This is a genomic window from Cupriavidus sp. 8B (genome assembly GCF_054589115.1).
This window is the reverse complement of the sequence record NZ_BAAILO010000585.1, coordinates 7,173-30,256: the sequence shown is the minus strand read 5'-3', so window position 1 is coordinate 30,256 and position 23,084 is coordinate 7,173. Positions and strand designations below refer to the sequence as shown.

General features: G+C 62.2%; 23 protein-coding genes and 1 pseudogene. 16 read left to right on the top strand and 8 right to left on the bottom strand.

The features are described from left to right. The 3 genes from ACYP5B_RS49155 to ACYP5B_RS49145 all read left to right on the top strand — a co-directional run. The coding region (locus ACYP5B_RS49155; RefSeq protein WP_459574734.1) for a glycine-rich domain-containing protein at window positions 1-636 on the top strand (636 nt) is incomplete at its 5' end. Between the two features lie 96 nt (window positions 637-732). Then, the gene (locus ACYP5B_RS49150; protein ID WP_152561648.1) at window positions 733-963 is read left to right on the top strand and encodes a hypothetical protein; all 231 of its coding nucleotides are present in this window, start codon (window positions 733-735) and stop codon (window positions 961-963) included. Then, the gene (locus ACYP5B_RS49145) at window positions 875-1,177 is read left to right on the top strand and encodes an SEL1-like repeat protein (RefSeq protein ID WP_414629414.1); all 303 of its coding nucleotides are present in this window, start codon (window positions 875-877) and stop codon (window positions 1,175-1,177) included. Before ACYP5B_RS49150 ends, ACYP5B_RS49145 begins: the two co-directional genes overlap by 89 nt. A 277-nt stretch (window positions 1,178-1,454) precedes the next feature. Here ACYP5B_RS49145 and ACYP5B_RS49140 read toward each other — a convergent pair whose 3' ends face one another. From ACYP5B_RS49140 to ligD (ACYP5B_RS49115), 6 genes are all read right to left on the bottom strand, one after another. Further along, window positions 1,455-4,607, bottom strand: coding sequence for an error-prone DNA polymerase (locus ACYP5B_RS49140; RefSeq protein ID WP_459574732.1), 3,153 nt, complete (start codon window positions 4,605-4,607; stop codon window positions 1,455-1,457). A gap of 9 nt (window positions 4,608-4,616) precedes the next feature. Continuing rightward, window positions 4,617-6,080 carry a Y-family DNA polymerase gene (locus tag ACYP5B_RS49135; RefSeq protein ID WP_459574731.1) on the bottom strand — a complete coding sequence of 488 codons (1,464 nt, stop codon included), beginning with the start codon at window positions 6,078-6,080 and terminating at the stop codon, window positions 4,617-4,619. Further along, complete coding sequence (imuA, locus tag ACYP5B_RS49130) at window positions 6,007-6,711, bottom strand: translesion DNA synthesis-associated protein ImuA (RefSeq protein WP_459574729.1); 705 nt, start codon at window positions 6,709-6,711, stop codon at window positions 6,007-6,009. Before imuA ends, ACYP5B_RS49135 begins: the two co-directional genes overlap by 74 nt. A gap of 119 nt (window positions 6,712-6,830) precedes the next feature. Beyond that, window positions 6,831-7,076 carry a hypothetical protein gene (locus tag ACYP5B_RS49125; protein WP_035858919.1) on the bottom strand — a complete coding sequence of 82 codons (246 nt, stop codon included), beginning with the start codon at window positions 7,074-7,076 and terminating at the stop codon, window positions 6,831-6,833. Between the two features lie 18 nt (window positions 7,077-7,094). Next, window positions 7,095-7,448 carry a non-homologous end-joining DNA ligase LigD gene (gene ligD / locus ACYP5B_RS49120; RefSeq protein ID WP_349675091.1) on the bottom strand — a complete coding sequence of 118 codons (354 nt, stop codon included), beginning with the start codon at window positions 7,446-7,448 and terminating at the stop codon, window positions 7,095-7,097. Continuing rightward, window positions 7,381-8,961, bottom strand: a complete 1,581-nt coding sequence (gene ligD / locus ACYP5B_RS49115; protein WP_459574727.1) for a DNA ligase D — start codon at window positions 8,959-8,961, stop codon at window positions 7,381-7,383. The genes ligD (ACYP5B_RS49120) and ligD (ACYP5B_RS49115) overlap by 68 nt, the downstream gene beginning before the upstream one ends. Here ligD (ACYP5B_RS49115) and ACYP5B_RS49110 point away from each other — a divergent pair. Then, window positions 8,960-10,012: an RNA-guided endonuclease InsQ/TnpB family protein gene (locus tag ACYP5B_RS49110; protein WP_459574725.1), complete on the top strand. Its 1,053-nt coding sequence runs from the start codon at window positions 8,960-8,962 to the stop codon at window positions 10,010-10,012. The two genes, ligD (ACYP5B_RS49115) and ACYP5B_RS49110, sit on opposite strands and share 2 nt — an antisense overlap. A 282-nt stretch (window positions 10,013-10,294) precedes the next feature. On the opposite strand, the pseudogene ACYP5B_RS49105 reads toward ACYP5B_RS49110, so the two are convergent. Together ACYP5B_RS49105 and ACYP5B_RS49100 are read right to left on the bottom strand one after the other, a co-directional pair. Then, window positions 10,295-10,792, bottom strand: a pseudogene (locus ACYP5B_RS49105) (DNA polymerase ligase N-terminal domain-containing protein); the annotation flags it as partial. Between the two features lie 32 nt (window positions 10,793-10,824). Continuing rightward, window positions 10,825-11,049, bottom strand: a complete 225-nt coding sequence (locus tag ACYP5B_RS49100; protein WP_459574723.1) for a DUF2188 domain-containing protein — start codon at window positions 11,047-11,049, stop codon at window positions 10,825-10,827. A gap of 535 nt (window positions 11,050-11,584) precedes the next feature. Between ACYP5B_RS49100 and ACYP5B_RS49095 the strand changes: the two genes are divergently transcribed. The 12 genes from ACYP5B_RS49095 to ACYP5B_RS49040 all read left to right on the top strand — a co-directional run bounded on the left by ACYP5B_RS49095 (window position 11,585) and on the right by ACYP5B_RS49040 (window position 22,560). Beyond that, on the top strand, window positions 11,585-11,863 hold the full coding sequence (locus tag ACYP5B_RS49095; protein WP_459574737.1) for a type II toxin-antitoxin system RelB/DinJ family antitoxin: 279 nt from the start codon (window positions 11,585-11,587) through the stop codon (window positions 11,861-11,863). Next, window positions 11,835-12,164 carry a type II toxin-antitoxin system YafQ family toxin gene (locus ACYP5B_RS49090; RefSeq protein ID WP_459574721.1) on the top strand — a complete coding sequence of 110 codons (330 nt, stop codon included), beginning with the start codon at window positions 11,835-11,837 and terminating at the stop codon, window positions 12,162-12,164. Before ACYP5B_RS49095 ends, ACYP5B_RS49090 begins: the two co-directional genes overlap by 29 nt. Before the next feature lie 47 nt (window positions 12,165-12,211). Beyond that, window positions 12,212-12,427 (top strand): hypothetical protein, encoded by a 216-nt coding sequence (locus ACYP5B_RS49085; protein WP_459574720.1) that lies wholly within the window; start codon window positions 12,212-12,214, stop codon window positions 12,425-12,427. A gap of 423 nt (window positions 12,428-12,850) precedes the next feature. Then, entirely contained in the window at window positions 12,851-14,311 is a 1,461-nt protein-coding gene (locus ACYP5B_RS49080; protein ID WP_459574735.1) for an ISNCY family transposase, read from the top strand. A gap of 350 nt (window positions 14,312-14,661) precedes the next feature. Next, a complete protein-coding gene (locus ACYP5B_RS49075) occupies window positions 14,662-15,114 on the top strand; it encodes an HNH endonuclease (RefSeq protein WP_459574719.1) in 453 nt (150 codons plus the stop codon). 786 nt (window positions 15,115-15,900) lie between these two features. Continuing rightward, window positions 15,901-16,818: a DNA-binding protein gene (locus ACYP5B_RS49070; protein WP_459574718.1), complete on the top strand. Its 918-nt coding sequence runs from the start codon at window positions 15,901-15,903 to the stop codon at window positions 16,816-16,818. A 116-nt stretch (window positions 16,819-16,934) separates the two neighbouring features. Next, window positions 16,935-17,408, top strand: coding sequence for a hypothetical protein (locus tag ACYP5B_RS49065; RefSeq protein WP_459574717.1), 474 nt, complete (start codon window positions 16,935-16,937; stop codon window positions 17,406-17,408). Between the two features lie 82 nt (window positions 17,409-17,490). Then, window positions 17,491-18,264, top strand: coding sequence for a DUF6884 domain-containing protein (locus ACYP5B_RS49060; protein ID WP_459574715.1), 774 nt, complete (start codon window positions 17,491-17,493; stop codon window positions 18,262-18,264). Then, window positions 18,261-18,569, top strand: coding sequence for a hypothetical protein (locus tag ACYP5B_RS49055; RefSeq protein WP_459574714.1), 309 nt, complete (start codon window positions 18,261-18,263; stop codon window positions 18,567-18,569). Before ACYP5B_RS49060 ends, ACYP5B_RS49055 begins: the two co-directional genes overlap by 4 nt. A 143-nt stretch (window positions 18,570-18,712) precedes the next feature. Then, on the top strand, window positions 18,713-19,630 hold the full coding sequence (locus ACYP5B_RS49050) for a tyrosine-type recombinase/integrase (protein ID WP_459574713.1): 918 nt from the start codon (window positions 18,713-18,715) through the stop codon (window positions 19,628-19,630). A 99-nt stretch (window positions 19,631-19,729) separates the two neighbouring features. Then, window positions 19,730-20,164: an HU family DNA-binding protein gene (locus ACYP5B_RS49045; RefSeq protein WP_459574712.1), complete on the top strand. Its 435-nt coding sequence runs from the start codon at window positions 19,730-19,732 to the stop codon at window positions 20,162-20,164. A gap of 935 nt (window positions 20,165-21,099) precedes the next feature. After that, on the top strand, window positions 21,100-22,560 hold the full coding sequence (locus ACYP5B_RS49040) for a hypothetical protein (protein ID WP_459574711.1): 1,461 nt from the start codon (window positions 21,100-21,102) through the stop codon (window positions 22,558-22,560). Window positions 22,561-23,084 lie beyond the last annotated feature (524 nt).

Genomic DNA, 23,084 nt, shown 5'->3' with positions numbered 1-23,084 from the left:
CAAACCGTCAAGCATATGTGGCAAGCGATTGACGCTCTCGATTTCAGCCGGATGAAGGCCAAACTGCTGCACCGCGAGCAGGCCCGCTGGACCGCCAAAACGTTGACCGCGGCCGAGTCCGGCTATCGCCAGTTTCTGAAACTGGCGGCGAAATATCCAGATGCGCCGGTGGTGCCCAGCGAACTGGTGGACGAGTTCTGGCACGCCCACATTCTCGATACCCAGCGCTATGCGAGTGATTGCGAGCGGATCTTCGGTCATGTACTGCACCATGATCCCTATGTCGGCATCGACGGGCTCGAAGACGAAGCCAGGCTGCAGGCACTGGCCAACGCCAGCAACGCACTTAGCATGCAGGAGTTTGGCCAGAATCTAACCGCTCCGTCGTATTGCGCCCGCCCGGCGACGAGCGAGCGCGCATATGGTGCGCGCGCCGTGAGCGCGGAACCCTCATACTGCGCGCATGCAATATCGACGGTACCGGCCTATTGTGCACTGGCCGCGACAGCCAGGGCCGCCTACTGCGCATTGTCGGTGAAAGCAGAACCCGCGGATTGCATGCGCGCTCATCCCATGAAATCTGCCTACTGCGCAGTAGCGAACGAGCCAAGGCAAGCGCAGGTGCTTAGCGCTTGACGCGCTCGCGTACCGGCGCATGGAAGCAGTGCCCGCTGCGTGACCGGGGTGTCGGCCACAGCCTTGCCTATGTGCACAGGCTGAAGCAGCGGCCAGTTGGATCTCGAGCAAATGACCAGGGGCCGGCCAGCACACGGCGACGGCCCGAGCGACACCACATTGATCAAAACGCTGCATGGCGCCGAGTGGCACCGGTGGCATGGCCGCCCTCATCCGACTTTGCGCCAGCTGGAAGATCGTGGCTGGGATCTCGACGCTGAGACCAGTCCCGAGGAGGCCAAGCTCCTCGGCAAGCTTGAAGAATTTATCGTTACCGGTCGACTATGACAAGGCGGCCCATTTCTATGGCCTCGCAGCGGCCGGCGGGGTTGTTCACGCGACCGCGCGACTGGCTCTCCTCCATCTGCATGGGCGACACTCCTCCGCCGATGCCACTCACGGATTTTCACTTCTGCGAAAAGCAGCAAAGCGCGGTGATGCGGCGGCCCGGGCAGCGCTTCAGGAGATTGCGGAACGGATGATGTCATCAGCCTTCCCGTAGAACCTTGATGTTGTGACGCAGGCTGGGTGATAGTAAGGCGCGCCATGGCGCGGGCGCGAGAGCGGAATGGTGGTCAGCCCAGACGATGGGTTGACCGGTTGGCCAACTCACAGCGCTTCGACCCGAAGGGCATCGTAACTCGCGCCCTAATGCACGTATTACGGCGCTGGAGAATATGTGCCGATCCGCCAGTCCAGGTGGGGGGTGTGTACCCAATTTTCCCTATTCTTGATAAGAAAGATCGGCATGGCGTTTTGAATCTAGCTGCATCCGTCAGCTAGCAGAAATCGCGGCTGCTCGTTTCCAGGTGGCCGAGCAGCGGTGTGAGATCCACCAACCGCTGTGCAACGAGGTGCCTCACTTCGCCCTCGCACTGCCACTGGCCCAGGACACCGATCAAGCGAGCGGCCAGTACCTCTTTGCGGAACCGCTCCAGCACCGACGGCCAAACGATCACGTTGACCGATCCCGTCTCATCCTCGAGGGTCATGAACAGCACGCCGTTCGCGGTGCTTGGGCGCTGTCGCACCGTCACGATGCCAGCGCCGCGGGCCAACTGGCGGTCCTGATAGCGGAATAGCGTTTCCGCTGTCACGAACCGGCCGCTGGCGAGATGTCGTCGCAGCAGCGCCAGCGGATGCCGGTTGAGGGTCAAGCCCGTCGATCGATAGTCCGCGACAATGGCCTCGCCCTCGCTAGGCGCCACCAGTGAAGGTAGTTCTTCCGGCACGTCGGCAGGCCGCAACAGATCCTTGTCGGGCACCGCGGCCGTGGCCTGCCAGAGTGCATTGCGTCGGTGGCCAGCGAAGGCTCGCAGTGTGTCGCCGGCGGCCAGGACCTGCACATCATGCCTATCCAAGTTCGCGCGGCGGGCAAGGTCAGTCGTCCCTGAGAATGGGCGCACGGCGCGTGCCTCCTCAATGCGCTGCGCCGCCTCCGCGCGCATCCCGCGCAGCAGCGAGAGGCCGAGCCGAACCGCTGGCGGCTTCTTGTCGACGGCTTCCAGTGACGAGTGCCAGCCGCTGATCGTGACGTCCACTGGCAGCACTTCGACACCGTGGCGTTTCCCATCCTGCACGAGCTGCGAAGGCGAGTAGAACCCCATCGGCTGGCTGTTGAGCATCGCGCAGAGGAACACGGCCGGCTCATGGCATTTCAGCCAGGCGCTGGCGTAGACCAGCAGCGCAAAGCTGGCCGCATGGCTCTCTGGGAAGCCGTATTCGCCGAAGCCTTGGATTTGCCGGAAGATGCTCTCGGCAAATTCCCGTTCGTACCCGCGTTCCAGCATGCCGGAGACGATGCGGTCGTAGTAATGCTCCAGCCCACCCTTGCGCTTCCAGGCCGCCATGGCCCGACGCAGTTGGTCAGCCTCACCAGCCGAGAAACCCGCTGCGAGCATGGCTACCTGCATCACCTGTTCCTGGAAAATCGGCACGCCGAGCGTGCGCGACAGCGCCTTTTCCATTTCCGGGCTCGGATAGGTTACGGGTTCCTTACCTTGCCGGCGCCGCAAGTACGGGTGGACCATGCCTCCTTGCACCGGACCCGGTCGCACGATGGCGACCTCGACGACCAGGTCATAGAAGGTGCGGGGCTGCAGCCGGGGCAGCATGGACATTTGCGCACGGGATTCCACCTGGAACACCCCGACACTGTCCGCGCGGCACAGCATTTCGTAGGTGGCTGGATCCTCCGCCGGGATATCCTGCAGCTCGAATGCCTCCCCACGCTGTTCGGAGACGAGATCCAGCGCGCGGCGGATCGCCGAGAGCATGCCCAGCGCCAGCACGTCGACCTTGAGCAAGCCGACGGCATCCAGGTCGTCCTTATCCCACTGGATTACGCTGCGATCGGGCATGGCGGCGTTCTCGATGGGTACCAGGCGCGATAGCTTGCCGCGGGCGAGCACGAACCCGCCCGAATGCTGGGAGAGGTGCCGAGGAAAGCCGAGCAACTGCGTCGCCATGTTTGCCCATCGTTGGGTCAGCGCACTTTCCGTATCGACGCCGCTTTCCGCGAAACGTTTGAGCAGGTCGGCCTTGCTGTCAAACCAGTGGTGTGCCTTGGCGACCAGGTCGACGATGGCCGGGTCCACGCCAAGCGCCTTGCCGGACTCGCGCAGCGCGCTGCGCGGCCGATAGGTGGCCACGGCCGCGGCCAGCGCCGCGCGGGTTCGCCCATACTTCGTGTACAGGTACTGGATGACCTCCTCGCGGCGCTGGTGTTCGAAATCGACATCGATGTCCGGTGGCTCGCCACGCTCCTTGCTGATGAACCGCTCGAAGAGCAGATTGCCACGGGCCGGGTCCACCTCCGTGATACCCAGGCAGTAACAGACTGCGGAGTTGGCCGCCGAGCCTCGCCCCTGACAGAGGATGCGATTGGAGCGCGCAAAGCGGACGATGTCGTAAACCGTCAGAAAATAATGCTCGTAGTGCATGTCCCCAATGAGCGCCAATTCGTGCTCGATCTGGGCCTGGACGGTGGCAGGGATGCCTCTGGGGAAGCGGTGGTGCGCACCGATGTAGGTTTCTCTTCGCAGGTATTCCGCAGGAGAGACGCCCGTCGGGACCACTTCATCGGGATACTCATAGCGCAACTCATCCAACGAGAACTGGCAGAGATTGGCGATGTGCAGCGATTCGGTCAGCAGCCGGTGCGGATAGACATTGGCAAGCCGTAGGCGTGAGCGCAGGTGCTGCTCTGCGTTGGGGGTCAGCTGATACCCGCAATCGGGCACGGCCTTGCCTAGGCGGATGGCGCTCAGCACGTCATGAAGCGGCTTGCGCGACCGTACGTGCATCTGCACGTGGCCGGTAGCCGCCACGCGCAGGTGATTGGCCGCGGCGGCTTCCATCACGCCCGCCCGATGGATGTCATCCATGGCGCGGTACAGCAGGGTCAGGCTCATCCACGCGCGACCTGGAAAGGTGGCCGTGATCCATGCGGCTTGGGCGTCCAGCCGCTCCGCTGGCGTGCAGTACTCCGGCGTGAAAATAATCGTGCAATCGGGCAGGCCTCGCAGGTGCGCGTAGGCGCCTTCCGGGGCGTCCAGATCCCGGCGCGTGAGCAGGTAGGCGCCCTTTGCCGTGCGCGTGCGGGCCAGCGTGATTAGCTCGCACAGGTTCCCGTAGCCTTCGCGATTGCGGGCGAGTGCGATGAAGGAGATGCAGGGGCTTCCGTCTGCATTGACCAGGCGAAACGATGCACCGACGAGCAGCTTTAGCCCGTGCTTCTTGGCTTCGGCATGCGCCCGTACAATGCCGGCCAACGAGCATTCGTCGGTGATGGCGAGCGCGCTGTAGCCCAGTTGCACGGCGCGCTCGACCAGCTCTTCCGCGCGGGATGCGCCTTCAAGGAAGGAGAAATTAGAGAGGCAGTAAAGCTCGGCGTAGTCGGGCAAGCCGCCGCCGGTGCGTAGGGGTTCCATGGCGCCGCCTCACCCGAACAGCCCGTGCAGGTACCACGTGGCCTCATCGCCGTCCCGGCTGCCCATGCGTTCCTGATAGACCCAGTAATAGGCGTGATCGCGACCCTCGGCCACGTAATAATCCCGCGTCACCAGTTCGCCGCTCCACCAACCGGCCTCGATGCGTTCCGGGGGAGACACCATGCGCAGGGGCGAGCCATAGAACGGGCGATGATCGCGGATCAGCAAGGCAATCGGCTTGTCCAGCAGCCAAGCCGGGCGGGGCAGGGCGGGCGCTTCCACGCCAGGTCGGGGTTTCCCGACGGCCGGCACCCAGGTGTTGGCTACCTCCGGCCGGTAGTCCGCACGCAACTCCGGCCGCAGGATGTTGTCGGCGCCAAGCCGCGCCGCGAGCAGCTCCATCACCCGGGCGTGGTCCTCGGGCGTGCCGCCGGGCTCAGGAAATAGCGATTCGCTGGGGGGCGCCTTGGCCTGCACGTCGGTGACGCACAGGCGCACCGCGATCATGGGGGCATCCACCTGCAGCTGCGCCAGCCGCTCACGCAGCAAGCGCATCAGGTGATCCTCGCTCCAGCTGGGCTCTGCCAGCGCGATCTCGATGACGGTTGGCGCCAGCGCCTCGCGGCCGCGCTCGTGTTTGAGTTCCACCAAGACTTTGGTGACCGCCAGATGGTGCGCGGCCAGCCAGCCCAGCATCTGCACGATGAGCCCGCGGCTGTAGAGCAGGGTGGCCTCCGCATGCTCGATGCGATCGGGAAGGTCGACCTGCGCTGAGAAGGTTGGCGGGGGCTGTAGCCATTCGAAGATCTCTGGCGCCTGGCCCAGGGCGCGATCCATCGCCTCGTTCAGTTCTCGGCCGCACCGGCGCTGCAGCCCGGCCCGCGGCAGCCGGCGGATATCGGCAAGGCAACGGCACCCTAGTCCATCCAGCCATTCCAGGAATGGCCGTGCGGCGGGCAGGGTGCCGATGGCGAGGGCGCCGAGCCGGCGCTCCAATGCCTCGATCTTGAGGGTGCTTGCGCCACCGGCATGGGCCAACAGCCAGGCGCCCTGGGCTGTCGGAGCACAGCCGCAGGCCGCGCTGAAGCCCAGCGCGGCGACAGACGCGCGCATGCGGCGGCGCAACTGGCGGATGCCGCCGAACAGGCGCAGGCTGGCCGACACGTCTACCAGCACGGACGCTTCCTCGGCATGCGCCACGTTGGGCGCGAACTGCAGGAGCGCCATGGCCACGCGCTGCAGGGCGTCGGCTTCCTTCTCCGGGGCTCGATCGTACAGCAGGGTCTGCGGCGCGATGGTCAGCACACCGCCGCGGCGCATCAGCGGGCGGACGCCAGCCTCCGCCGCCAGGCGCGAAGCGAGGTGCACACGTTCCTTGTCCAACACCGCCACAGCCAACTCAGTGGACCAATTCGGCCGGAAGACTTCGAGTGGCAGGGACGAGAGGTGCAGGCAGATCCAGAGGCGCAGCATGACGGTGAAGCAGGATCGGCGACGGTTCCAGCAGGACGCGCACGGGCAAGTCCTGCTGCGGGCCGCGCCGCTTGATGAAGGAGAGATCGACGCCGCCGGCGGCGGGCGCAACGCCAATGCGCAGTGGCGCTGGCGAAGCGTCGCGTGCACAAGCCAGTGGACGCATGAGGCAAAACAGCGCCTCGCCACTCTGTGCGGCCAGGTGCAGGCGGCGCAGCGCGTCATTGCGGATATGGGTCTGCCAGAGGAGCACCGCACCGCAGGTGCCGGCGCGCAGCAGTTGCTCGGTGGCCCAAAGGGCATCAGCCGTGCGCTGGCTGCGAATCAACAGCAGACGTTCGGGTGGCACGCCCCAGCTGGCCAAGGCGAGTGCCTGTGGCGTTTGCGGCGGCTGAATCAGGGCGATAGGCCGCTTACAGACCTCCGCCAGTGCGGGGCGCAGCAGGCGCAACTCCCCCACGCCTGGTTGGCGCACCAAAAGTTCGATCAGCGATGCCGTCGGCCAGCCGCCACCCGGTAGCTCGGCCGTCAGCCCCGGATAGCCGGTGGCGACGGTGCGACCGTTCGCCAGGGCGAGCTGGGAGGCTTTCCATAACGCAGGATGGATGGATTCTGGATTGGGCGTTGGCATGGCTGTTGGTTGAGTCCATGCAACCCAGTTTACTGTATATATATACAGTGTTCACGGATTTCTTTGCCGAACGCGAAAATGCCTTAAGGACCGCTTGATGAGCGAGCACCGTCGCAGTTTTACTCGGGGGCGTCTCCGAAGACCCCGATGGCTAGGTCGTGCTCGAATTTGGTCGACCAAGAATCCCGAGACCCTGCCGCATACTGCATCAATACGCCTGTCTCTGGCCTCAGCACGCTCACCAGGCGACCCTGTTCCCCGGTCATGTCGCAGACGCTAAAGTCGGCGGCGATGAACCCGTGCCGACGACAGGCGTTGGTAAAGGCTTCGCGCTCCGCGGCAGGAAACGCCGCAAGGGTTGCCATGACAAATCCTCCGATCGACTAGCCAGCCAGCTTGCGGATGGCCGCACCAATTTGTTGCACCTTTCTTGTATCGGCATACTCCGCCCACGGATCGACGTAGCCGGCGGCTTCCACGCGCTGCAGGGCGGTCTGGATCGTCCAATGATCGCCCGCTGTCAGTTCCTCCAGTTCCTCCCAGGATACCGGCACCGAAACCCCGAGACCTGGCCGCGCGCGGGCAGAAAATGCGGACACCGTCGTCGCACCTTGGCCGTTGCGCAGGTAGTCGATGTAGATCTTACCCACGCGATTGCGCGGCCCGCTCTTAGAAACGAAGCGCTGCGGAATGGTCTGGGCGATATGAAGAACGACATCTTGCGAGAACTTCTTCACCGTGGTCCACGGCAGTTCCGGCGCAATGGGCACAACGACATGCAGGCCTTTTGCCACCACTGGTCTTGAGAAAGCTCACCAGGCCAAGCTCATCCAGCATAGTCTTCGTCAGCATGGCGGCGTCAAGCATGTGCCGCCATGGCACGCCATCGCCGGGGTCCAGATCGAAGATGACGCGATCGGGCTTGTCGATGGCACGCTTGGTCGCATTCCACGTATGGAACTCGATCACGTTCAACTGCGCTGCGGCGACAATGGCCGTCTGGCTAGCGATCTCCAGGAGTGGCGGATGCCCAGCCCATAGGCTGGCATCGAGGACGTTGATTCCCGGGATCTTGATGGTCTCGGCGTGCTTCTGAAAGAACAGCTCGCCGTCGATGCCCGTTGGCCCGCGTACCAACGCCACAGGGCGCCCGCGGAGATGAGGCAGCAGGTGCGGCGCGATGGCTTCGTAGAAACCGACCAGGTCACCTTTCGTCATTCCGGTCGACGGGTCAATCACACGTTCCGCGTTGGATACCTTGACCGAGCGCGCTGGCCGAGGCCGGGGCTGTTCCACATCGACCGGCCGCTCCCTTGTCACGTTGCCCGCGGCCTTGTCAGCGCGCAAGGCATGGAAGACGGGATGCCGGATTCGGCCTTCTTTGGTCCACTCGGCAAATGAGATCTCGGCCACCAACTTCGGCTTGACCCATCGGACGGCTAAGCGCGGTGGTGGCTTTTCAAAGGGGCAGACTGGCACTTCCAGTTCGGTCAGCATTGCGAGCAACTTGGTCAGCATGCGCGAATCCAAACCGCTGCCAACGCTGCCCGCGTAGTGCAGTTTCCCGGTTTCATCGTGCACGCCAAGGAGGAGCGCGCCTAGGCCTTGTCGGCTTCCCTTCGGGGCCGTGAATCCGCAGATGACGAATTCTTGCCGCTGTTTGCATTTGAGCTTGATCCAGTTGGGCGCCCGCGCGGAGACATAGGGCGCGTCGACGCGCTTGCCAATCAGGCCCTCCAGGCCCATCTGGCACGCCGCGGCAAGAAGGTCGTCAGGCGCGCCCTCAAAGTCCGCGCTGTACCTGACTCGCGTCGCGGCAGGCACGGCTAGCGCCTCCTTGAGCAGCGCCCTGCGCTCGGCCAACGGGAGCTGCCGTAGGTCGTGGCCGTGGAAGAAGGGGAGGTCAAAGACGAAGTACTGGATGTCCTCCACCTTCGATCTATCAAACGCATTCTGCAGCGCCTGGAAGTCCGTGGTGCCCTTGTCACTGAGCATCACGATCTCCCCATCCAGCCAGGCGGAACCGAGGCCAAGAGCGCGTATCTCCGCCGCAAGCGATTTGAGGCGTGATGTCCAGTCATGGCCATTTCTTGTGAAGAGACGGACGTCGTCGCCGTCGACCCTTGCCAACAACCGATTGCCGTCGAACTTGATCTCATCAGATTTGCTCCGAGAAACCTCGCCATTCATGGCGGGGAGTGAAAGGAGCGCCGCCACCAGGCGGCATTCCCACGTTAGAATGTGCGGCATGATTCTCGTCTACCGCTACCGGGTGAAGTCGCTCAACGGCCTGCTCAACAAGCAGAGCCGAGCGGTGAACTACGTGTGGAACTTCTGCAATGACACGCAGAAGCACGCGCTCAAATGGGGTAAGAAGTGGCCGAGCGGGTTCGATCTGAACGTGCTGACCACCGGCAGCAGCAAGGATCTCGGCATCCATTCCGGCACGGTCAACGCGACGTGCGAGCAGTACGCGAAATCGCGCAGCCAGCATCGCCGTTCTTACCTGCGATACCGCGGCAGGAAGTGCCTCGGATGGGTGCCCCTGAAAGGCCGCGATCTGAAACGAGAGGGCGAGGCGTTTCGCTTTGCCGGAAATACCTTTCGCGTGTTCAACAGCCGCCTGTTGCCCGAAGGCAAGATCAAGGACGGCACAAACTTTGCGCAGGATTCGCGCGGGAACTGGTTTCTCAACATCGTGATAGAGGTGGCTGATGTGCCGGCACGCCCGATTCAAGCTGGCGTCGGCATCGACCTTGGCTTGAAGGACTTCGCCACGCTCTCGACCGGCGAGAAGCTTTCCAATGACCGGTTTGGCCGGCATGCCGCCGAAAGACTGGCCAAGGCGCAGCGTGCGCGAAAGCACAAGCGGCATATCGCCAAGCTGCATGCCAAGGTGGCGAATGCCCGCGCCGACTTCCAGCACAAGCTCGCGCTCGATCTCGTCCGGCGCTTCGATTACATCGCAGTCGGCAACGTGTCGGCTTCGAAACTCGCCAAAACCAGGATGGCGAAGAGCGTCTACGACGCGTCCTGGTCGTCCTTCCGGGACAAGCTCCGCTACAAAGCGATTGCGCACGGGGCCACGTTTGAGGAAGTGAACGAAAGTGGTTCTACCCAGTCCTGTTCGGCGTGCGGTTCGAAAGACAGCACGACGCGGCCGAAAGGTATCGCAGGACTGCGAATAAGAGAGTGGACCTGTAGTCGCTGTGGTGTCGTGCATGACCGTGATACCAATGCTGCGCTGAACATTCTCCGATGCGGACGTGCATCGCCAAGTGTGGGAATCCCCTGCCTTTAAGCAGGGGAGGACGTCAAAGGCCCATTGTTCGGCGTTGTGCGGCACCGCTGAAACGAGCGTCGCCAGTTGCGGGGCCAACGCAAGCGGAAGGGGGGTGGGGCGTGCTGCATCGGGTAGTACGTGTCCGCCCTGCCCCGGGCGCGAGTGACCCTGCTTTGGCACGGCAGTCTTCGCGTTACCGCCGGCAGTCGATTTGCTGTTGCCCTGGGCCAGCACGCTGTCCGGCAGGGCTTCGGTGATGTCGTACTCTGCGGCCGAACGCGCAAACGCATCCCGCTCCTTGATCAAGAGCCACGGTTCCTGACGCTCGTCGCCGCGGCCGTGCATTCTGACCAGGGTCCAATGGCCATGTAGCTTCTTACCTTGCAGCTCGAACTTCAGCTTGCCGCTGTGGTAGCCGGCCACCGGATCGCCGACCGGAATCCACGTCCCTCGATCCCAAACGATGACCGTGCCGGCCCCGTACGCCTTGGGCGGGATCACGCCTTCGAAGCCCGCATAATCCAGCGGGTGATCCTCGACATGCACGGCCATCCGCTTCTCTGCGGGATCCAGGCTGGGTCCCTTGGGGACCGCCCAACTCTTGAGAGTACCCTCCAGCTCGAGACGAAAGTCGTAGTGGAGCCGGCGAGCCGCATGTTTCTGCACGACAAAGCTCCGTGCGCCGCTAGCGACGCCCGGGGCGGACACCTGGCCGCTCGGCTCCGTTGTCGCGGCGAAGTCACGCTTCTGGCGGTATCGCTCCAGGCTCCGCGCGTTGGTAGAGGCCGACTTAGCCATGGACTGAGTGCACAGACCGGGCGGCGTGGGCTTTACCCTTTCACGCCGCGGGGATCGTCCCCGTAGCTGTTGCGCATGCGGATCTGCCCATCTCGCCCATGGGGCGGCAACTCTACCTTGTCCTGCTTTGCCTCCGCCGTGCCGGCCGCCATGGCGTCCTCTAGGTTGTCATCCGCAGAAGAGGGCTCGTGGGCGCCCTCGCGCAGGACATGCCACTGATCGCCGTGTGGAACGACATGCACATTCTTGTTCGCCATGACCGTCTCCGTTTCCTCGTCTTCTGTAATCGCAGTATTTCCCCGTCCTAAGCGAACGGCAATAAGCCGCTGTCCGACACTTGGTACCGCACTGGTCGCAATGTAGATCCGACAGAAGTTGCACGCACATGTACTTCCGAGAAGTGCTCACCTATCCGCAAAGGGAACCGTATACAGCACTTCTCACCGTCGAGGTACGCAAGCGCGACGCAAGGCGTTGGACGAGCTCTCCGCTCAGGCACAAGAGCTTGACATAGGCTACTAGGAAACGCTGCCGATAAGTGCTGTTTGAGCCACCTATTCATCCTTTAGGGTCGGGCGCGCCCGATGGACAAGTATTGAGCATGGCGCCTAATTTCGCAGTTGTAGACGATGCATGCGTTCGCGGCCAAGCTTCGAAGGCAGACGACGCACGGGTGCTGAAATAGAGTGATATATACCCACCTAGATGCTAGAAGAGGGCGCAGGGCATACCTTGCGGTGGTGGCTAGCTTGCGATACAATGTATCTCAATCAATCGCCGCAGGAGGCCGTCATGGCTGCTACTACTATGGTTCACGTTCGCGTGGACGAGAACGTCAAGGCGCAGGCTGCGGAAACGCTGGCTTCAATGGGCCTGACCGTCTCCGATGCGATCCGCGTTTTCCTGACCCGCGTCGTCGCCGACCAGGAACTGCCGTTTGCGATCAAGGCACCGAATGCAACTAGCCGCGTTGCAATTGCTGAGGCCAGCGAGATCATCAAGAGCCGCCGTGCTCGCTTCGCAACCGCAGACGCCCTGATTGATGACATCGAAAAAACCAGCTGCAAGTAAGCGGGCAAGCCTACCCCGCGCGTCGGACTACACCAAAAACTTCCTCAAGGATTGGCAGCGCCTGTCTCATTCCGGCCGGTACGACATGAACCGGCTGAAAGAGGTCATGACGCGGCTCATCGCCAACGATGGGCCGCTTCCGCCTGAATGGCTGGATCACCCGCTGACTGGCGACTGGGCAGGCCATCGCGAGTGCCACATTGGCGGCGACTTCCTGCTGATCTACACCCTCGACGACTCCGGGAAGAGCGGCATAGTGGTGTTCGTTCGCAGCGGAACGCACTCAGAGCTGTTCTCATAGCCCGCAGTCTTTCACCGCCACTAGGCCGCCCTCCTGATTATCACTGTATGAACTTCGGCAGCTGGCCCGACGTGCAGTTGTGGAGGATCGCCAGCAGTGGGCCGACCATGCTGACGGCCGACATTCTCATGTCGTCGGCGTCCGTCTTGGTGCGCAGGCAAGGAACCCGACAGTGCAGCGGTGACAAGACGCATCACGATGACACCGATCCATTCTTCGACTCCCACAGCCGCTGCCTCGCCGCCACGCCGCGCGCATCCTGAGTAGTCAGTGGCCGACGCGATGGCGGCGCACCTGGGCACGCGTGAGAAGCTGCTCGAAACCGTGGCCACAGCTGCCTCGGCCCAGGCTGAGCTGAAAGCCTTGCAGGAACAGGGGCGGCATAGCAGGTAGCCGAGAAGCCGGCGGAGGAAGGCACGTAGCCCGACGCAGCCGCGACAAAGTCGTGGGATAAGGCAGAGTGGCCGGACAATGATGGCCTGTTTGCGGAATCCAACGGGGCGCGATAGGCGCGAACTCGATCACGCAATCCGCTTAACATAATAAACGTTATGTGCCGCATAAGGTGTAGAGGCCAAATCGGAATGTCCGCTTCCAGCCACATCAGAATGTCCTCTGGATAGACCTATACTGGTAGCGCCTGGGTTGGACGGGAGCGCGCCATGAAGGATCGAGGGTTGATCACCATGAGTTTGCGCGAAGTTGACCGCTTCAAGGTCATTCAGGCAACGGCCGAGGGCCTGCTGGCGCAATGGCGCGCCGCAGAGCGCCTGGAATTGACGGCGCGGCAAGTTCGGCGGCTGGTCCAGCGCTGGCGAGCTGATGGCCCTATGGGCTTGCTGTCGCGCCAGCGTGGGCAACCAGGCCATCGCCAACTGCCGAGGATGCTCGAAGCGCAGGCACGCGCGCTAATCCAGCAGCATTACGCCGATTACGGTCCCACGCTGGCCTGCGAGAAGCTGCGCGAGTGCCATGGCATCGAGCTGGCCAAGGAGACCGTGCGCCGGATCATGATCGACGCCGGCTTCTGGGTCCCGAGGAAGCTGCGTCCGCCCAAGATGCACCAGCCGAGAAGCCGCCGCGCCTGCCTGGGTGAACTGGTGCAGATCGATGGCAGCGAGCATGCGTGGTTCGAGGATCGCGCCCCCGCGTGCACGTTGCTGGTCTATGTCGACGATGCCACCAGCCGGCTGATGCAGTTGCTGTTCGTGCCAACCGAGTCGACCTTCGCCTATTTTGCCGCGACGCGCGCCTATATTGAGCGCCACGGCAAGCCGGTGGCCTTCTACAGCGACAAGGCCAGCATCTTTCGGGTCAATGCCAAAGGCGTCACCACGGGGCGGGACTATACGCAGTTCGGGCGCGTGTTGTACGAGCTGAATATCGACATCCTGTGCGCCAATAGCAGTCAGGCCAAGGGCCGCGTGGAGCGGATGAATGGCACGCTGCAGGACCGGCTGGTCAAGGAGCTGCGCCAGCGCGGCATCTCGACGCTGGCCGAGGCCAATGCCTTTGCCCCGGTCTTCCTGGCGGACTTCAATGTGCGCTTCGCCAAGGTGCCCAGAAGCGATTTCAATGCACATCGTCCCGTGCGGCCCGACGAGGATCTCGAGCGCATCTTTACCTGGCGCGAATGGCGCAAAGTCTCCAACCGACTGACGCTGCAATACGATCGCAAGCTGTACCTCATCACCGACCAACCCGAGCATCGCTCCCTGGTTCATCGCTACGTCGAAGTGGCCGAGTATCCGGACGGCCGTATCGAGTTGTGGGCCGACGGGACTTCCCTGCCCTACGTTCTCTATGACCGGTTGTCCGAGATCGATCAGGGCGCGGTGGTGGAGAACAAGCGGCTGGGGCATGTGCTGGCGATCGCGCAGCGCGTGCAGGCCCAGCGCGACAATCGCAGGATTCAGGCGGCACCATCGCGCACGCTGACCGGTCAGAGACCGCGGCAGCAGCGAGAACCAGCGACACCGGGCACGAAACCACAACGGCAGCTGAATGCGGAAGACTTGCGTCGCGCCATCGACGAACTGGCGCAATTGCCTCACCCTGTAGAGACGTTGCCGCCTCAGGCCAGCTCGACTGCGTTACGGAAACAGCCCAGAAAAAGACCCAAAAGAATCAAAACCATCCTGCACTAGACCGGACATTCTGATCTGGCCAGAGGGAGGACATTTGAATCTAGCCTGGACATAAGGCACATTGACGCGGTTCATCCAGGCGCTGCACCCGTAGGAAACCGGAGTTGGCTGGACTGACGTGCGGCGCAGGCGTTCACTGCGACCGAATAGGACAACCGTCGTCGGCCAGAAGCAGCCGTTCGAACACCATATATTGATTGGGCCGGGCGCGCTTCCGCCAATCGGCGCGAAGGCGTTCCAGGAACATAAAGCCTCCTGGCTCCGTGCGAGATCGCACAGACGATACTTCGCTAGGCGAATCACTCTGATTGCATCTTGTGTACATTAAAGCAACTAAAGTGAGGGTCGTCATGGGCGATGAACTTCGGCAGTGCATCGTGTGTGGTGAGCTAAAACCGCTGAATACTACTTACTTCGGTAGATCCAACCATCGATTCCGAAACCAATGTCGAGGCTGCAAGAACGCGAAGCGACGCGAATGGGATGAAGCTCATCCAGAGGCAATTCGCGCAAAGTGGCAGCGGCAGAATCTAAAGCGCTCCCTCGCCGGGCCAAAATGGACAGACGCTGACGTAGAACGTATGAGGAAGGAGCAGCGCGATCGATGCTTCTACTGCGGAGTCAGATTGGCCGGCGGCGGGGAGGTCGATCATAAAGAATCACTGGATCGCGGAGGCACAAATGACCCGGCGAATCTAGTGCTTGCTTGCCTGCCTTGCAACCGCCAAAAAGGGCCACGGGATGTTGAAGAGTTTACCCGCTGGTTGAAAGCGGATGGCAGACGAGTTCGCAGCGTTCGGTGAAATGCTCGGTGGGCGGTTCTTTCCTAACGCTTAGGCTACACCCTCGCACAGGAGTGCGACGGGAGAGACCCAGCTTCTCGTGCGGCCGATCGGCCGAAAATAGAATTTTTGACAGCATCGAACACGGGCTCCCCCCTATTCCAGATCGGGCGCGCAATCCCAGGCGAGGACTTCGACTCTCGCAACTGGCGAACTCTTAAGGGTCACCAACGATGTGCCGTTGTATATGAGCCTGTTCATAGAACCCCCAATTCGATGCGTTATATTTATCCCAGGACGCCAGCCAGCGTTCTTCTTGAGTGGCTCGATAGCACCCCAATATCGGTCCGATTTACGCTGCTAAGAGGCCTCGTCAACGAAGCCAACTACGGGACGGGCGGCATCGTCCAGGCTGATGATTTTATGAGCCGGCGGCATGCGGTCGCGTTCTGGCTGAGACGGCGTCGTCGGAGTGATGCGTGTGCCGAGAAGATTCGTCTCGCCTGCGCCTATGTCGACGCAATGATGGTGGAGCGCGGGCTTCCGGATCTATGGCGTGGGGAGATAGCAAGGTGCACGGCGGCAGGGAACCTCGACTCCGTGCGGCGCCTTGGGGCCTTATCCAAGGCGTGGATGAGAGCCGATAGTTCTTGGTCGGAAATTCGCGCCAGCTCATTGGCCCCAAAGCGTCTCCGTCGATGGGAGCGGAAGCAACGCGTGTTCTTCTCTGTTCGGCCGTAGCGACAAGCGGCTTTCATATCGTACTGAAATGGAATACGATATGATACAGAACACGGAGGATACGATATGGCGCGGATTGGTATTGCCTATGAAGTTGTTGCAGCCGCAGCCGATGCGCTGCTTGCGGAGGGACGCAAAGCAACGTTGGCGGCCGTCCGGGAGCGTATTGGCACCGGCAGTATGAATACGATTCACCGGCACTGGACGATCTGGCAAGGCCGCCAGAAACCCGCGCCCCGCAAGCTATCCGAGCCAAATACGCGGCTGCTTTCTGCGCTGGGCTCAGAGCTGTCCAAAGTCGCCGAGGAGGCTGCCTCCGAAGCGGATGCAGCGTTGGCCCAGGCGATGCACGAGCTTTCCGTGTACAGCGCCAACGGCGAAGCGCTGGAGGCGGAACGAGACGCGCTAGCGGAGCAACTGCTCCAGATCACCACCGAGCGCGACACGCTCGCTGGCAAAGCCGCTGGTCAGTCCGCCGAGATCGAGCGACTGACCCAAGAGGCCGAGCGCGAGCGCGACGATACCGCTGTCGTACGGCGTATGTTGGCGCAGGCCGAACTTAGGTTGGAAGCGGTGCCGCGCCTCGAAGAAGAGTTGGTACAGCTTCGGGCTCAGCTGGCCGCCGAGCAAACGGCACGCACGGAAGCCGACAAGATGGCAGCCGTCGCCGAGGCACGGCGGGCCGCCGCCGAAGCGGCCCAGGCACAAGCCGAGGCACGGCTGGCCAGCGCGGAGCAACGGGAAGGTCGAGTCCGCGTGGAATTGGCGGAAGCGCAGGCCGCGCACCAATCCACGCGAGAGAGGCTGACCGAGGCCGTCGGCGTTGCTGCCGGCGCTCAGGCAGAACTGAAAGCATGGCGGCAAAAACAGGCCGAAGCCGCCAAGCAGGCCGAGACCCAGGGCCATACGGAACTGGACGCCCACGGCGCCGGTAGTGCCGCGCAGAGACCCGCCCGCAGCCGCAAAGCGGTGCAGGGGAGTTGATCCCCGTCTAGCGCCTGCCGCCCCCTCTTGACTTCGATGGCGGCCGGGCATCCTGACAGAAACACTCAAGGTTCCAGCTTGGAAGCCGAAGGACCGTCATCTGTCAGGAGAAATGCATGCGTAGCACCATCGCCTCGATCGGCGCCGCCCTCACCTTTTCCGCCTCGCCCGCGTCGGCTCTCGGCGTCCTCGCCTATGGGGACGAGCCGGTGGGTGACCCCGGCGCCGTCGTGCAGGATTTGATCTCGACGGAGTTCGAGCGCTTCTTCAGTGCCGCCGGGACGGTCCTGGTGATTTACTACGATACGGTACAGCTGGGAATGGACCGCGTGTGCCACGCCACCGTCGGCGTCAGCGCGGCACCCGAGTCGGGAGCCACGGCTCGGCTTCCCGCTTGGCGTTTCAACGCGACCCGCGTGATCCGGAACCATGGGAATGTTGACCTGGCTGGCAGACGTGAGTGCCTCACCAGCGCGATACGCGAGGCCGCACGAAACATGATGCAGGTGCCAATCTCCGAGTTGGCAACGCGCAGCGAGGCCTCGCTTGTCGGGGCGCGCAACGCCAAGCGCGCCGGACGGGACATTTGACGCCTTCCCCCCGGCTGTCCTGTCTTGACTTCGCGCCTGCCCCTGTAGATTGGATGTATATCCCGTCACCCAGGTGCTTCCGATGCAGGCCCACCCCGCCCAGCTCAACCTATTTGATGAAATCGCTCGCGCAACCGTCGCGCGGTCGCCGGCTCGCCCATTGGTGCTAATGGCCTGCTCGGCCACGAAGCTCAACCGCCCTGCCCCCGCCATGGATCTGTACCGCGGCGTCATGTTTGAGACCTTCCGCGCGCACGTGCGAGCCGATGCGCAGCCCCAGGTCATCATCCTCTCGGCGCAGCATGGCTTTATCCAGCCGGACGCGGAGATTGCCCCCTACGATGCCCGTATGACCGCGGATCGCGCGGAGACCCTGCTCTCGGGCCTGTCGACGGCGATGGCGGGTGCGTCGTGGCCCGACCAGGTCGGCCCGGTCTTTCTCGCCGGCGGCATGCACTACCGTCGGGTGATGCGCGCAGCCGTTGAGCGGTGGGCGCGCAAGGTTGGCGCTGGCAGCGCGCCGACGATCACGGAAACCAGCGGCGGCATCGGGATGCAGCGCTCCCAGCTCGGCCAGTATCTGGACGGCCTAACCAATGAACTCTCCGAAGAGATCGGGCGCTTTCCCAACGGCGTGCCCCACTTCCGCCGCGCTGGGCCGTTCACGGTGGGCGAGCGCGTCATTCACGCCTACCGCCACCTGCCGGGTATTGCGCCCCGTTGGGCAACCATCCGGGCCCTTTTCCAAGGACCCAGTAGCCTGACCGCCGAAGCCGATGTCGAGGAGGGAACGGGAAACCGCGCGCACATCGTTTCCCGTTGGATCGCCCTGACAAATCTCCAGCCGAACCAATGACAATCACCGTCACCCTGCAGTTGGAAGCCAAGGCCCTCGCTGCCAACCTCGATGGCACTCCCGACGCCCTGCTCGCCCTCACCCATGCCAGCTACCGCTACTGGACCAAAGCCAGACGCCTGCATTTCCCACCGCCGCGGCGCGAAGCGTTGCTGTTGGAAATCATGCGTTTCTGTGCAGACACAAACCTGCTGGAGTGCCCCCCTGACCCTGAGGACGGAGACCGCCAGCAGGCGATAGAAGAGATGCTCGACGGCCGCTATCCGCGCTACGCCCGCCTCAAGCGCCATCCGCATCGCGCATGAGCATGGCGGCGACCTTTTCTCCAGAGCCACGCGGCGGCGAGCATCTGTCCGCCTGGTTCCACCCCGCTGCCCTGAAGGCTGTGTCCGCCTCGAAGAGGCGGTAGGGGTGCGGGGAAAGCGGAATTCAGTATATAAATGCCGTCATGACACCCGTCGACACCCTCTGGCTCACCAATCCCACCCTCGCCTACGCCGATTGGCAGCGCCGCGAGGCGGCCGGTGCGGACCGGCGCCCTTTCTCGGCCCGCTCGATCATCCAGCATCAGGCCATGTTCGAGCACTTTCGGCGGCATCTGCTCGACGCCGACGCCACCGTGGCCACGTTCGGCCCGGACCATATCGATACCTTCTGGCAGGCGCCCGACGCGCGCGGCTACAGTACCGCCACGCGCATGCGCTATCTGAAACTGCTGGACCGGTTGTGTCGCCACCTGGTTGCCATCGGCGTGCGCAAGAGCAATCCAGCCGGTCAATTGGTCCGCGAGGGTCATTGGCCGAAGGCCGAGCCGGACCCCATCTACCTGCCAGAGGATGCGGACGCCCGCCTGCAGGCTTGGGTGCAGCCGCACGCAGGGGATGATCCGGCGGCCTTGCGCAACCGCGCCATCGTGGCGCTCTTCCTTGGCACCGGCGTCACGGCATTGGAAGGCCGCACGGCCCGCCGGGAGGATCTGCAGCCCGAGGCTGCCCCGCCCTACCTGCGCGTGCCAGCCCACGGCGCGCGTGATACCCGCACGATCCCCCTCGCCGCGTTCGCGGTGCCGATCCTGACCGAGTGGCGCGTTCGCCGGCAGACCCTTCCGGTCGTTGGCGACCTCGTGTTCTCACTCCAGGCCAGCGGCGAGGCGATCACGGATATGAGCCTTGGCAAGATCGTGCGGGCGGCGCTCCTCGCGATCGACTTCGAAGCGCAAGACATGAGCCCGCGGGTGCTGCGCAACACCTACTGCCGGCGGCTGCTACTTGCCGGGCGCAACCGCGACGAAGTCGGCAAGCTGCTTGGGCTGGCCAGCACACGAACCTGTGATCGGATCAGGGCCACCATTGATGCTCAGTTGTAAGTGTTGGTATCCCCAATTCCCACGCACCGCATAGAGTTTGCTATTCTCGCGGGACGCCACTACGGCGACATATCAACGAGTAACCAGACGAAAGAATCCATGGCAACCAAAGCGAAAGCTGTCGTAAAGACCCCGGCCACTCCTGCCGCCAAAAAGGCAGCGCCGGCCAAGAAGGCAGTAGCACCGGCAAAGAAGGCCGCTGCGGCTGCACCGGTAGCGAAGCCGCTGAAGGAAACCTTCACCAAGGCGAGCTTGCTGGCCCACCTGGTCGCCCAGACCGAACTGGACGCCAAGACCGTCAAGACCGTGCTGGCCCACCTGGAAAACACGGTCCTGAGCGCGGTGCACAAGAAGGGCGCGGGCGAGTTCACGCTCCCCGGCCTGCTCAAGGTCACCGCCCTGCAAGTGGCGGCAACCAAGAAGCGCTTCGGCAAGAACCCCTTCACCGGTGAGGACCAGTGGTTTGCGGCCAAGCCGGCCACCGTTAAGGTGAAGGTGCGCCCGCTGAAGAAGCTGAAGGACGCCGCCCTGTAAGGCGCGTACCGACCTGCTGAATGAATGGAGCCCGAGAGGCTCCATTTTTATGTATGCCCGGCTGGCAAATGAATAGGCCCTGACATGGCGGTCCGAAGGAAGGGCGCAGGGTGGATATCAACACAGGCAGACGGCTGAGATCGGCCAGGAGCGGTCGGTCGACAGCGGCGGGAATTCCGCCCAGAAATTGTGGCATGCCATGCCCACAACATCTCAGATCGGTGAAGGACGTTGGCGACGGCGGCAAAGCTCCTTCTGCCATTGAGAACGCAAAGTCAAGCCTTGTTACGGCTGCATCCAACGTCAACGCGCGCATCAGAAAGGTGACTGACTGTGCAGCCGGTGTCTTGGATCGTGGCCGAGACTGAAACCGGGACCAGGTCCTTCGGGCTTCTGCCATGCACCTTATTCCTCAGCCTAACGGTCAATAATCGGCAGTGGTCGGGCACGCTGAGCCGAATGAAGAGGCGCTCAAATGGGCCGGCCTTATGCTCTCTGTGATCGACAGTTCGGCTTCCGCGCGTTTGCACGATGACCAACTACGCGCGCTCCGCTCGGCGCCATGCAGTGCATCCAGGACATCGGGCGGGACATGAAACGCTCGGTCGGAACCCCAACCTTTCGTCCCTAGAAGTCCTCCGCGCGCTTTTCAAATAGCACGGGGCATCGCGTGGTGGGCGTTGCGCATCGCAATCCCGATCGTTAGAACGCAGAACCGCGTTGTTGACAGCCGCAGGGTACCATCCGGGGTTCTCGATGTACTGCTCCAGTGTCCGGCAGGCCGGACCGAAAGGAGGAACCTCTCGCAACCGTCGTGTACGGCCAACAGCACAATGTTGACATATCGAAGACTGACGGAATAGAAATATACTGCGGATACGAAACGATAACGGTTATTCAGAATGTCAAGGTTCGGTTTAGATACGTATGCATCCATGGGGTTCACTGAGAACCCATTTGCGCCTCAAGCGCTCCGACCCGATGCGCAGGGCAAGCGGCTGCTGGTTGGTAGAGATGCAGAGGTTGAGTTGGTCGCTCAGAGGCTCCATAAGAAGGGAAAGATTACATGTCTCGATGGCCACGTTGGCGTCGGAAAGACCAGCCTGGTCAATGTCGCGGCGTATGAATGCTTCAACGCCTATCTGAAGGGCGAAACACCACAGCTACTGATCCCGTCTGTCGTTTCGTATCAATTGAAGCCTAACGTAGAGCAGTTTTGCACTGAAGTCTTCCAGGGCATTGCTCAGACGTTAATTCATTACTACGATCAGTTGCGGGGAGTGTACGACACAAAAGGGTTGCCTCAGCTCGACGCGTGGCTCAACTCGCCGATCGTCGAGCATATCAATGTGGCTGGCGGGGCGGGCGTACGGATTGGCGTGCCGGGCGTGTCATTCTCGGCAAATGCGGGAGCCGGTCAAGCGAAGCAGGTTAACCAGTCGGTCGGCTTTGCGCAGAGCGGCTTTGATACACTCGTCAAATCGTGCTTGAGTCAGATATTTGCGACCCAAGGACTTGGCGGCGTGGTGTGCGTCATTGACAATATTGAGCTTTTGGAGACGGGCGAAAACGCACGGAAGGCGCTCGAAGCATTGCGCGACCGGTTGTTTCAGGTCGATGGTATACGCTGGGTATTCTGCGGAGCAAATGGGGTCATTCACAGCTTGGCGGGCTCGCCACGTTTGAATGCTTTCCTGAACACACCTGTGCTGAATGTCGCCAACGTTAAACCAGCTTCAATCATCCCTCTTGTAAATGCGCGTCTCGACGAGTATTCGACTGATGTCAAGAAGGCAGAGGAAGAATTACCGGTAGACCTCAACGACTTGGAGCTGCTCTATCGAATTGTGAATTCGAATCTGCGCGACTTTCTTGGCCTAGCCGATGAATACTGCGAATCGGTGCAGTCGGGTAAGCCGCTACGCACCACAACGACGAAGAAAGAGCGATTTAACCGTTGGCTAGAAAAGGCGACCAAGGAACGGTACGAAGCCCTCTCCAACCGTCTTCCGCCGAACGCGTGGGTTATCCTTGATGTTGCGATGAGCAACGTCTTTCAGGGCATTTTCGGCGCTGGCGACTATAACTCGTTCAATCAGAACAGCACCGTTAATTTTGCCGAATCGACGTTCGCAAAATGGTTACGTAGCCTTGTCAAATTGGGCTTGGTAAGCAAAGAGAAGGACTTGGAGGATAGCCGAAGTGACAAGTCATCCGCGAACGATGAGGACGATGGAGAGCCGGGCGCGTTCAGCCGAGATGTCTATACGGTGACAGCCAAGGGCGCTTTGGTCCACTATGCTCGCCGCAAGCAGCGCGAAAACTTGTCGATTGCAGAGGATCCTGAGTGGATGCGCCCGATTCACCATGTTGAGGGTCGGAGTGGAAGGCGGTAGAAAAAATCCATCCGGGAGGCAGATGGGCGGCCGATCTGGCCCTGGTCGCGAACTGCCGCTCAAACTTCGTCGACAGAGTCTGAGACGGACCGAGGCATCGGTCGCAATTTATGTTAAATGCGATGCGTAGGTTGGAATCGCGTTTCGTCCTCGCGCAACGTTCGCTTTGCTCTCCCCTCGCTCCAATGCCGACAATATGCTTAGCGATTCGGCCGCAGCCAGTTGCGGCCATCCACCAGCCTTGCACCTATGACCGCTGTGGGTCGAACTAGGCCATCGGCCGGCACCTGGCTTGGCAGCTTGCCCCTACCCATCCCGAAGTTTGGCGGCGAACAAAAGAAAAAAGACCCCGTCACTTAGTGGCGGGGTCTTTGCGTTGCATGGTTGGTCAGGCGGCAAACGCCAGCTCCTCCTGATCTGTCGCCGCGTGGCTCCATGCAATGCGAGCCGCTGGCGGCATCGCGTGGAAGTCGACAGCTAGCGATTTCAGCCGCTCAGTATCGTACTCGAGCGTCAGGCCCAAC

Excerpts from the sequence above, each read along its gene's own strand:
- ACYP5B_RS49110 (WP_459574725.1), top strand. The coding sequence starts at position 8,960 with ATGATTCTCGTCTACCGCTACCGGGTGAAGTCGCTCAACGGCCTGCTC.
- ACYP5B_RS49055 (WP_459574714.1), top strand. The coding sequence starts at position 18,261 with ATGACAATCACCGTCACCCTGCAGTTGGAAGCCAAGGCCCTCGCTGCC.
- ACYP5B_RS49040 (WP_459574711.1), top strand. The coding sequence starts at position 21,100 with ATGGGGTTCACTGAGAACCCATTTGCGCCTCAAGCGCTCCGACCCGAT.
- imuA (WP_459574729.1), bottom strand. The coding sequence starts at position 6,711 with ATGCCAACGCCCAATCCAGAATCCATCCATCCTGCGTTATGGAAAGCC.
- ACYP5B_RS49060 (WP_459574715.1), top strand. The coding sequence starts at position 17,491 with ATGCAGGCCCACCCCGCCCAGCTCAACCTATTTGATGAAATCGCTCGC.
- ligD (WP_459574727.1), bottom strand. The coding sequence starts at position 8,961 with ATGCCGCACATTCTAACGTGGGAATGCCGCCTGGTGGCGGCGCTCCTT.
- ACYP5B_RS49140 (WP_459574732.1), bottom strand. The coding sequence starts at position 4,607 with ATGGAACCCCTACGCACCGGCGGCGGCTTGCCCGACTACGCCGAGCTT.
- ACYP5B_RS49125 (WP_035858919.1), bottom strand. The coding sequence starts at position 7,076 with ATGGCAACCCTTGCGGCGTTTCCTGCCGCGGAGCGCGAAGCCTTTACC.
- ACYP5B_RS49050 (WP_459574713.1), top strand. The coding sequence starts at position 18,713 with ATGACACCCGTCGACACCCTCTGGCTCACCAATCCCACCCTCGCCTAC.
- ACYP5B_RS49045 (WP_459574712.1), top strand. The coding sequence starts at position 19,730 with ATGGCAACCAAAGCGAAAGCTGTCGTAAAGACCCCGGCCACTCCTGCC.
- ACYP5B_RS49070 (WP_459574718.1), top strand. The coding sequence starts at position 15,901 with ATGGCGCGGATTGGTATTGCCTATGAAGTTGTTGCAGCCGCAGCCGAT.
- ACYP5B_RS49135 (WP_459574731.1), bottom strand. The coding sequence starts at position 6,080 with ATGCTGCGCCTCTGGATCTGCCTGCACCTCTCGTCCCTGCCACTCGAA.
- ACYP5B_RS49100 (WP_459574723.1), bottom strand. The coding sequence starts at position 11,049 with ATGGCGAACAAGAATGTGCATGTCGTTCCACACGGCGATCAGTGGCAT.
- ACYP5B_RS49075 (WP_459574719.1), top strand. The coding sequence starts at position 14,662 with ATGGGCGATGAACTTCGGCAGTGCATCGTGTGTGGTGAGCTAAAACCG.
- ACYP5B_RS49090 (WP_459574721.1), top strand. The coding sequence starts at position 11,835 with ATGACATCGAAAAAACCAGCTGCAAGTAAGCGGGCAAGCCTACCCCGC.
- ACYP5B_RS49080 (WP_459574735.1), top strand. The coding sequence starts at position 12,851 with ATGAGTTTGCGCGAAGTTGACCGCTTCAAGGTCATTCAGGCAACGGCC.
- ACYP5B_RS49095 (WP_459574737.1), top strand. The coding sequence starts at position 11,585 with ATGGCTGCTACTACTATGGTTCACGTTCGCGTGGACGAGAACGTCAAG.
- ACYP5B_RS49065 (WP_459574717.1), top strand. The coding sequence starts at position 16,935 with ATGCGTAGCACCATCGCCTCGATCGGCGCCGCCCTCACCTTTTCCGCC.
- ACYP5B_RS49085 (WP_459574720.1), top strand. The coding sequence starts at position 12,212 with ATGAACTTCGGCAGCTGGCCCGACGTGCAGTTGTGGAGGATCGCCAGC.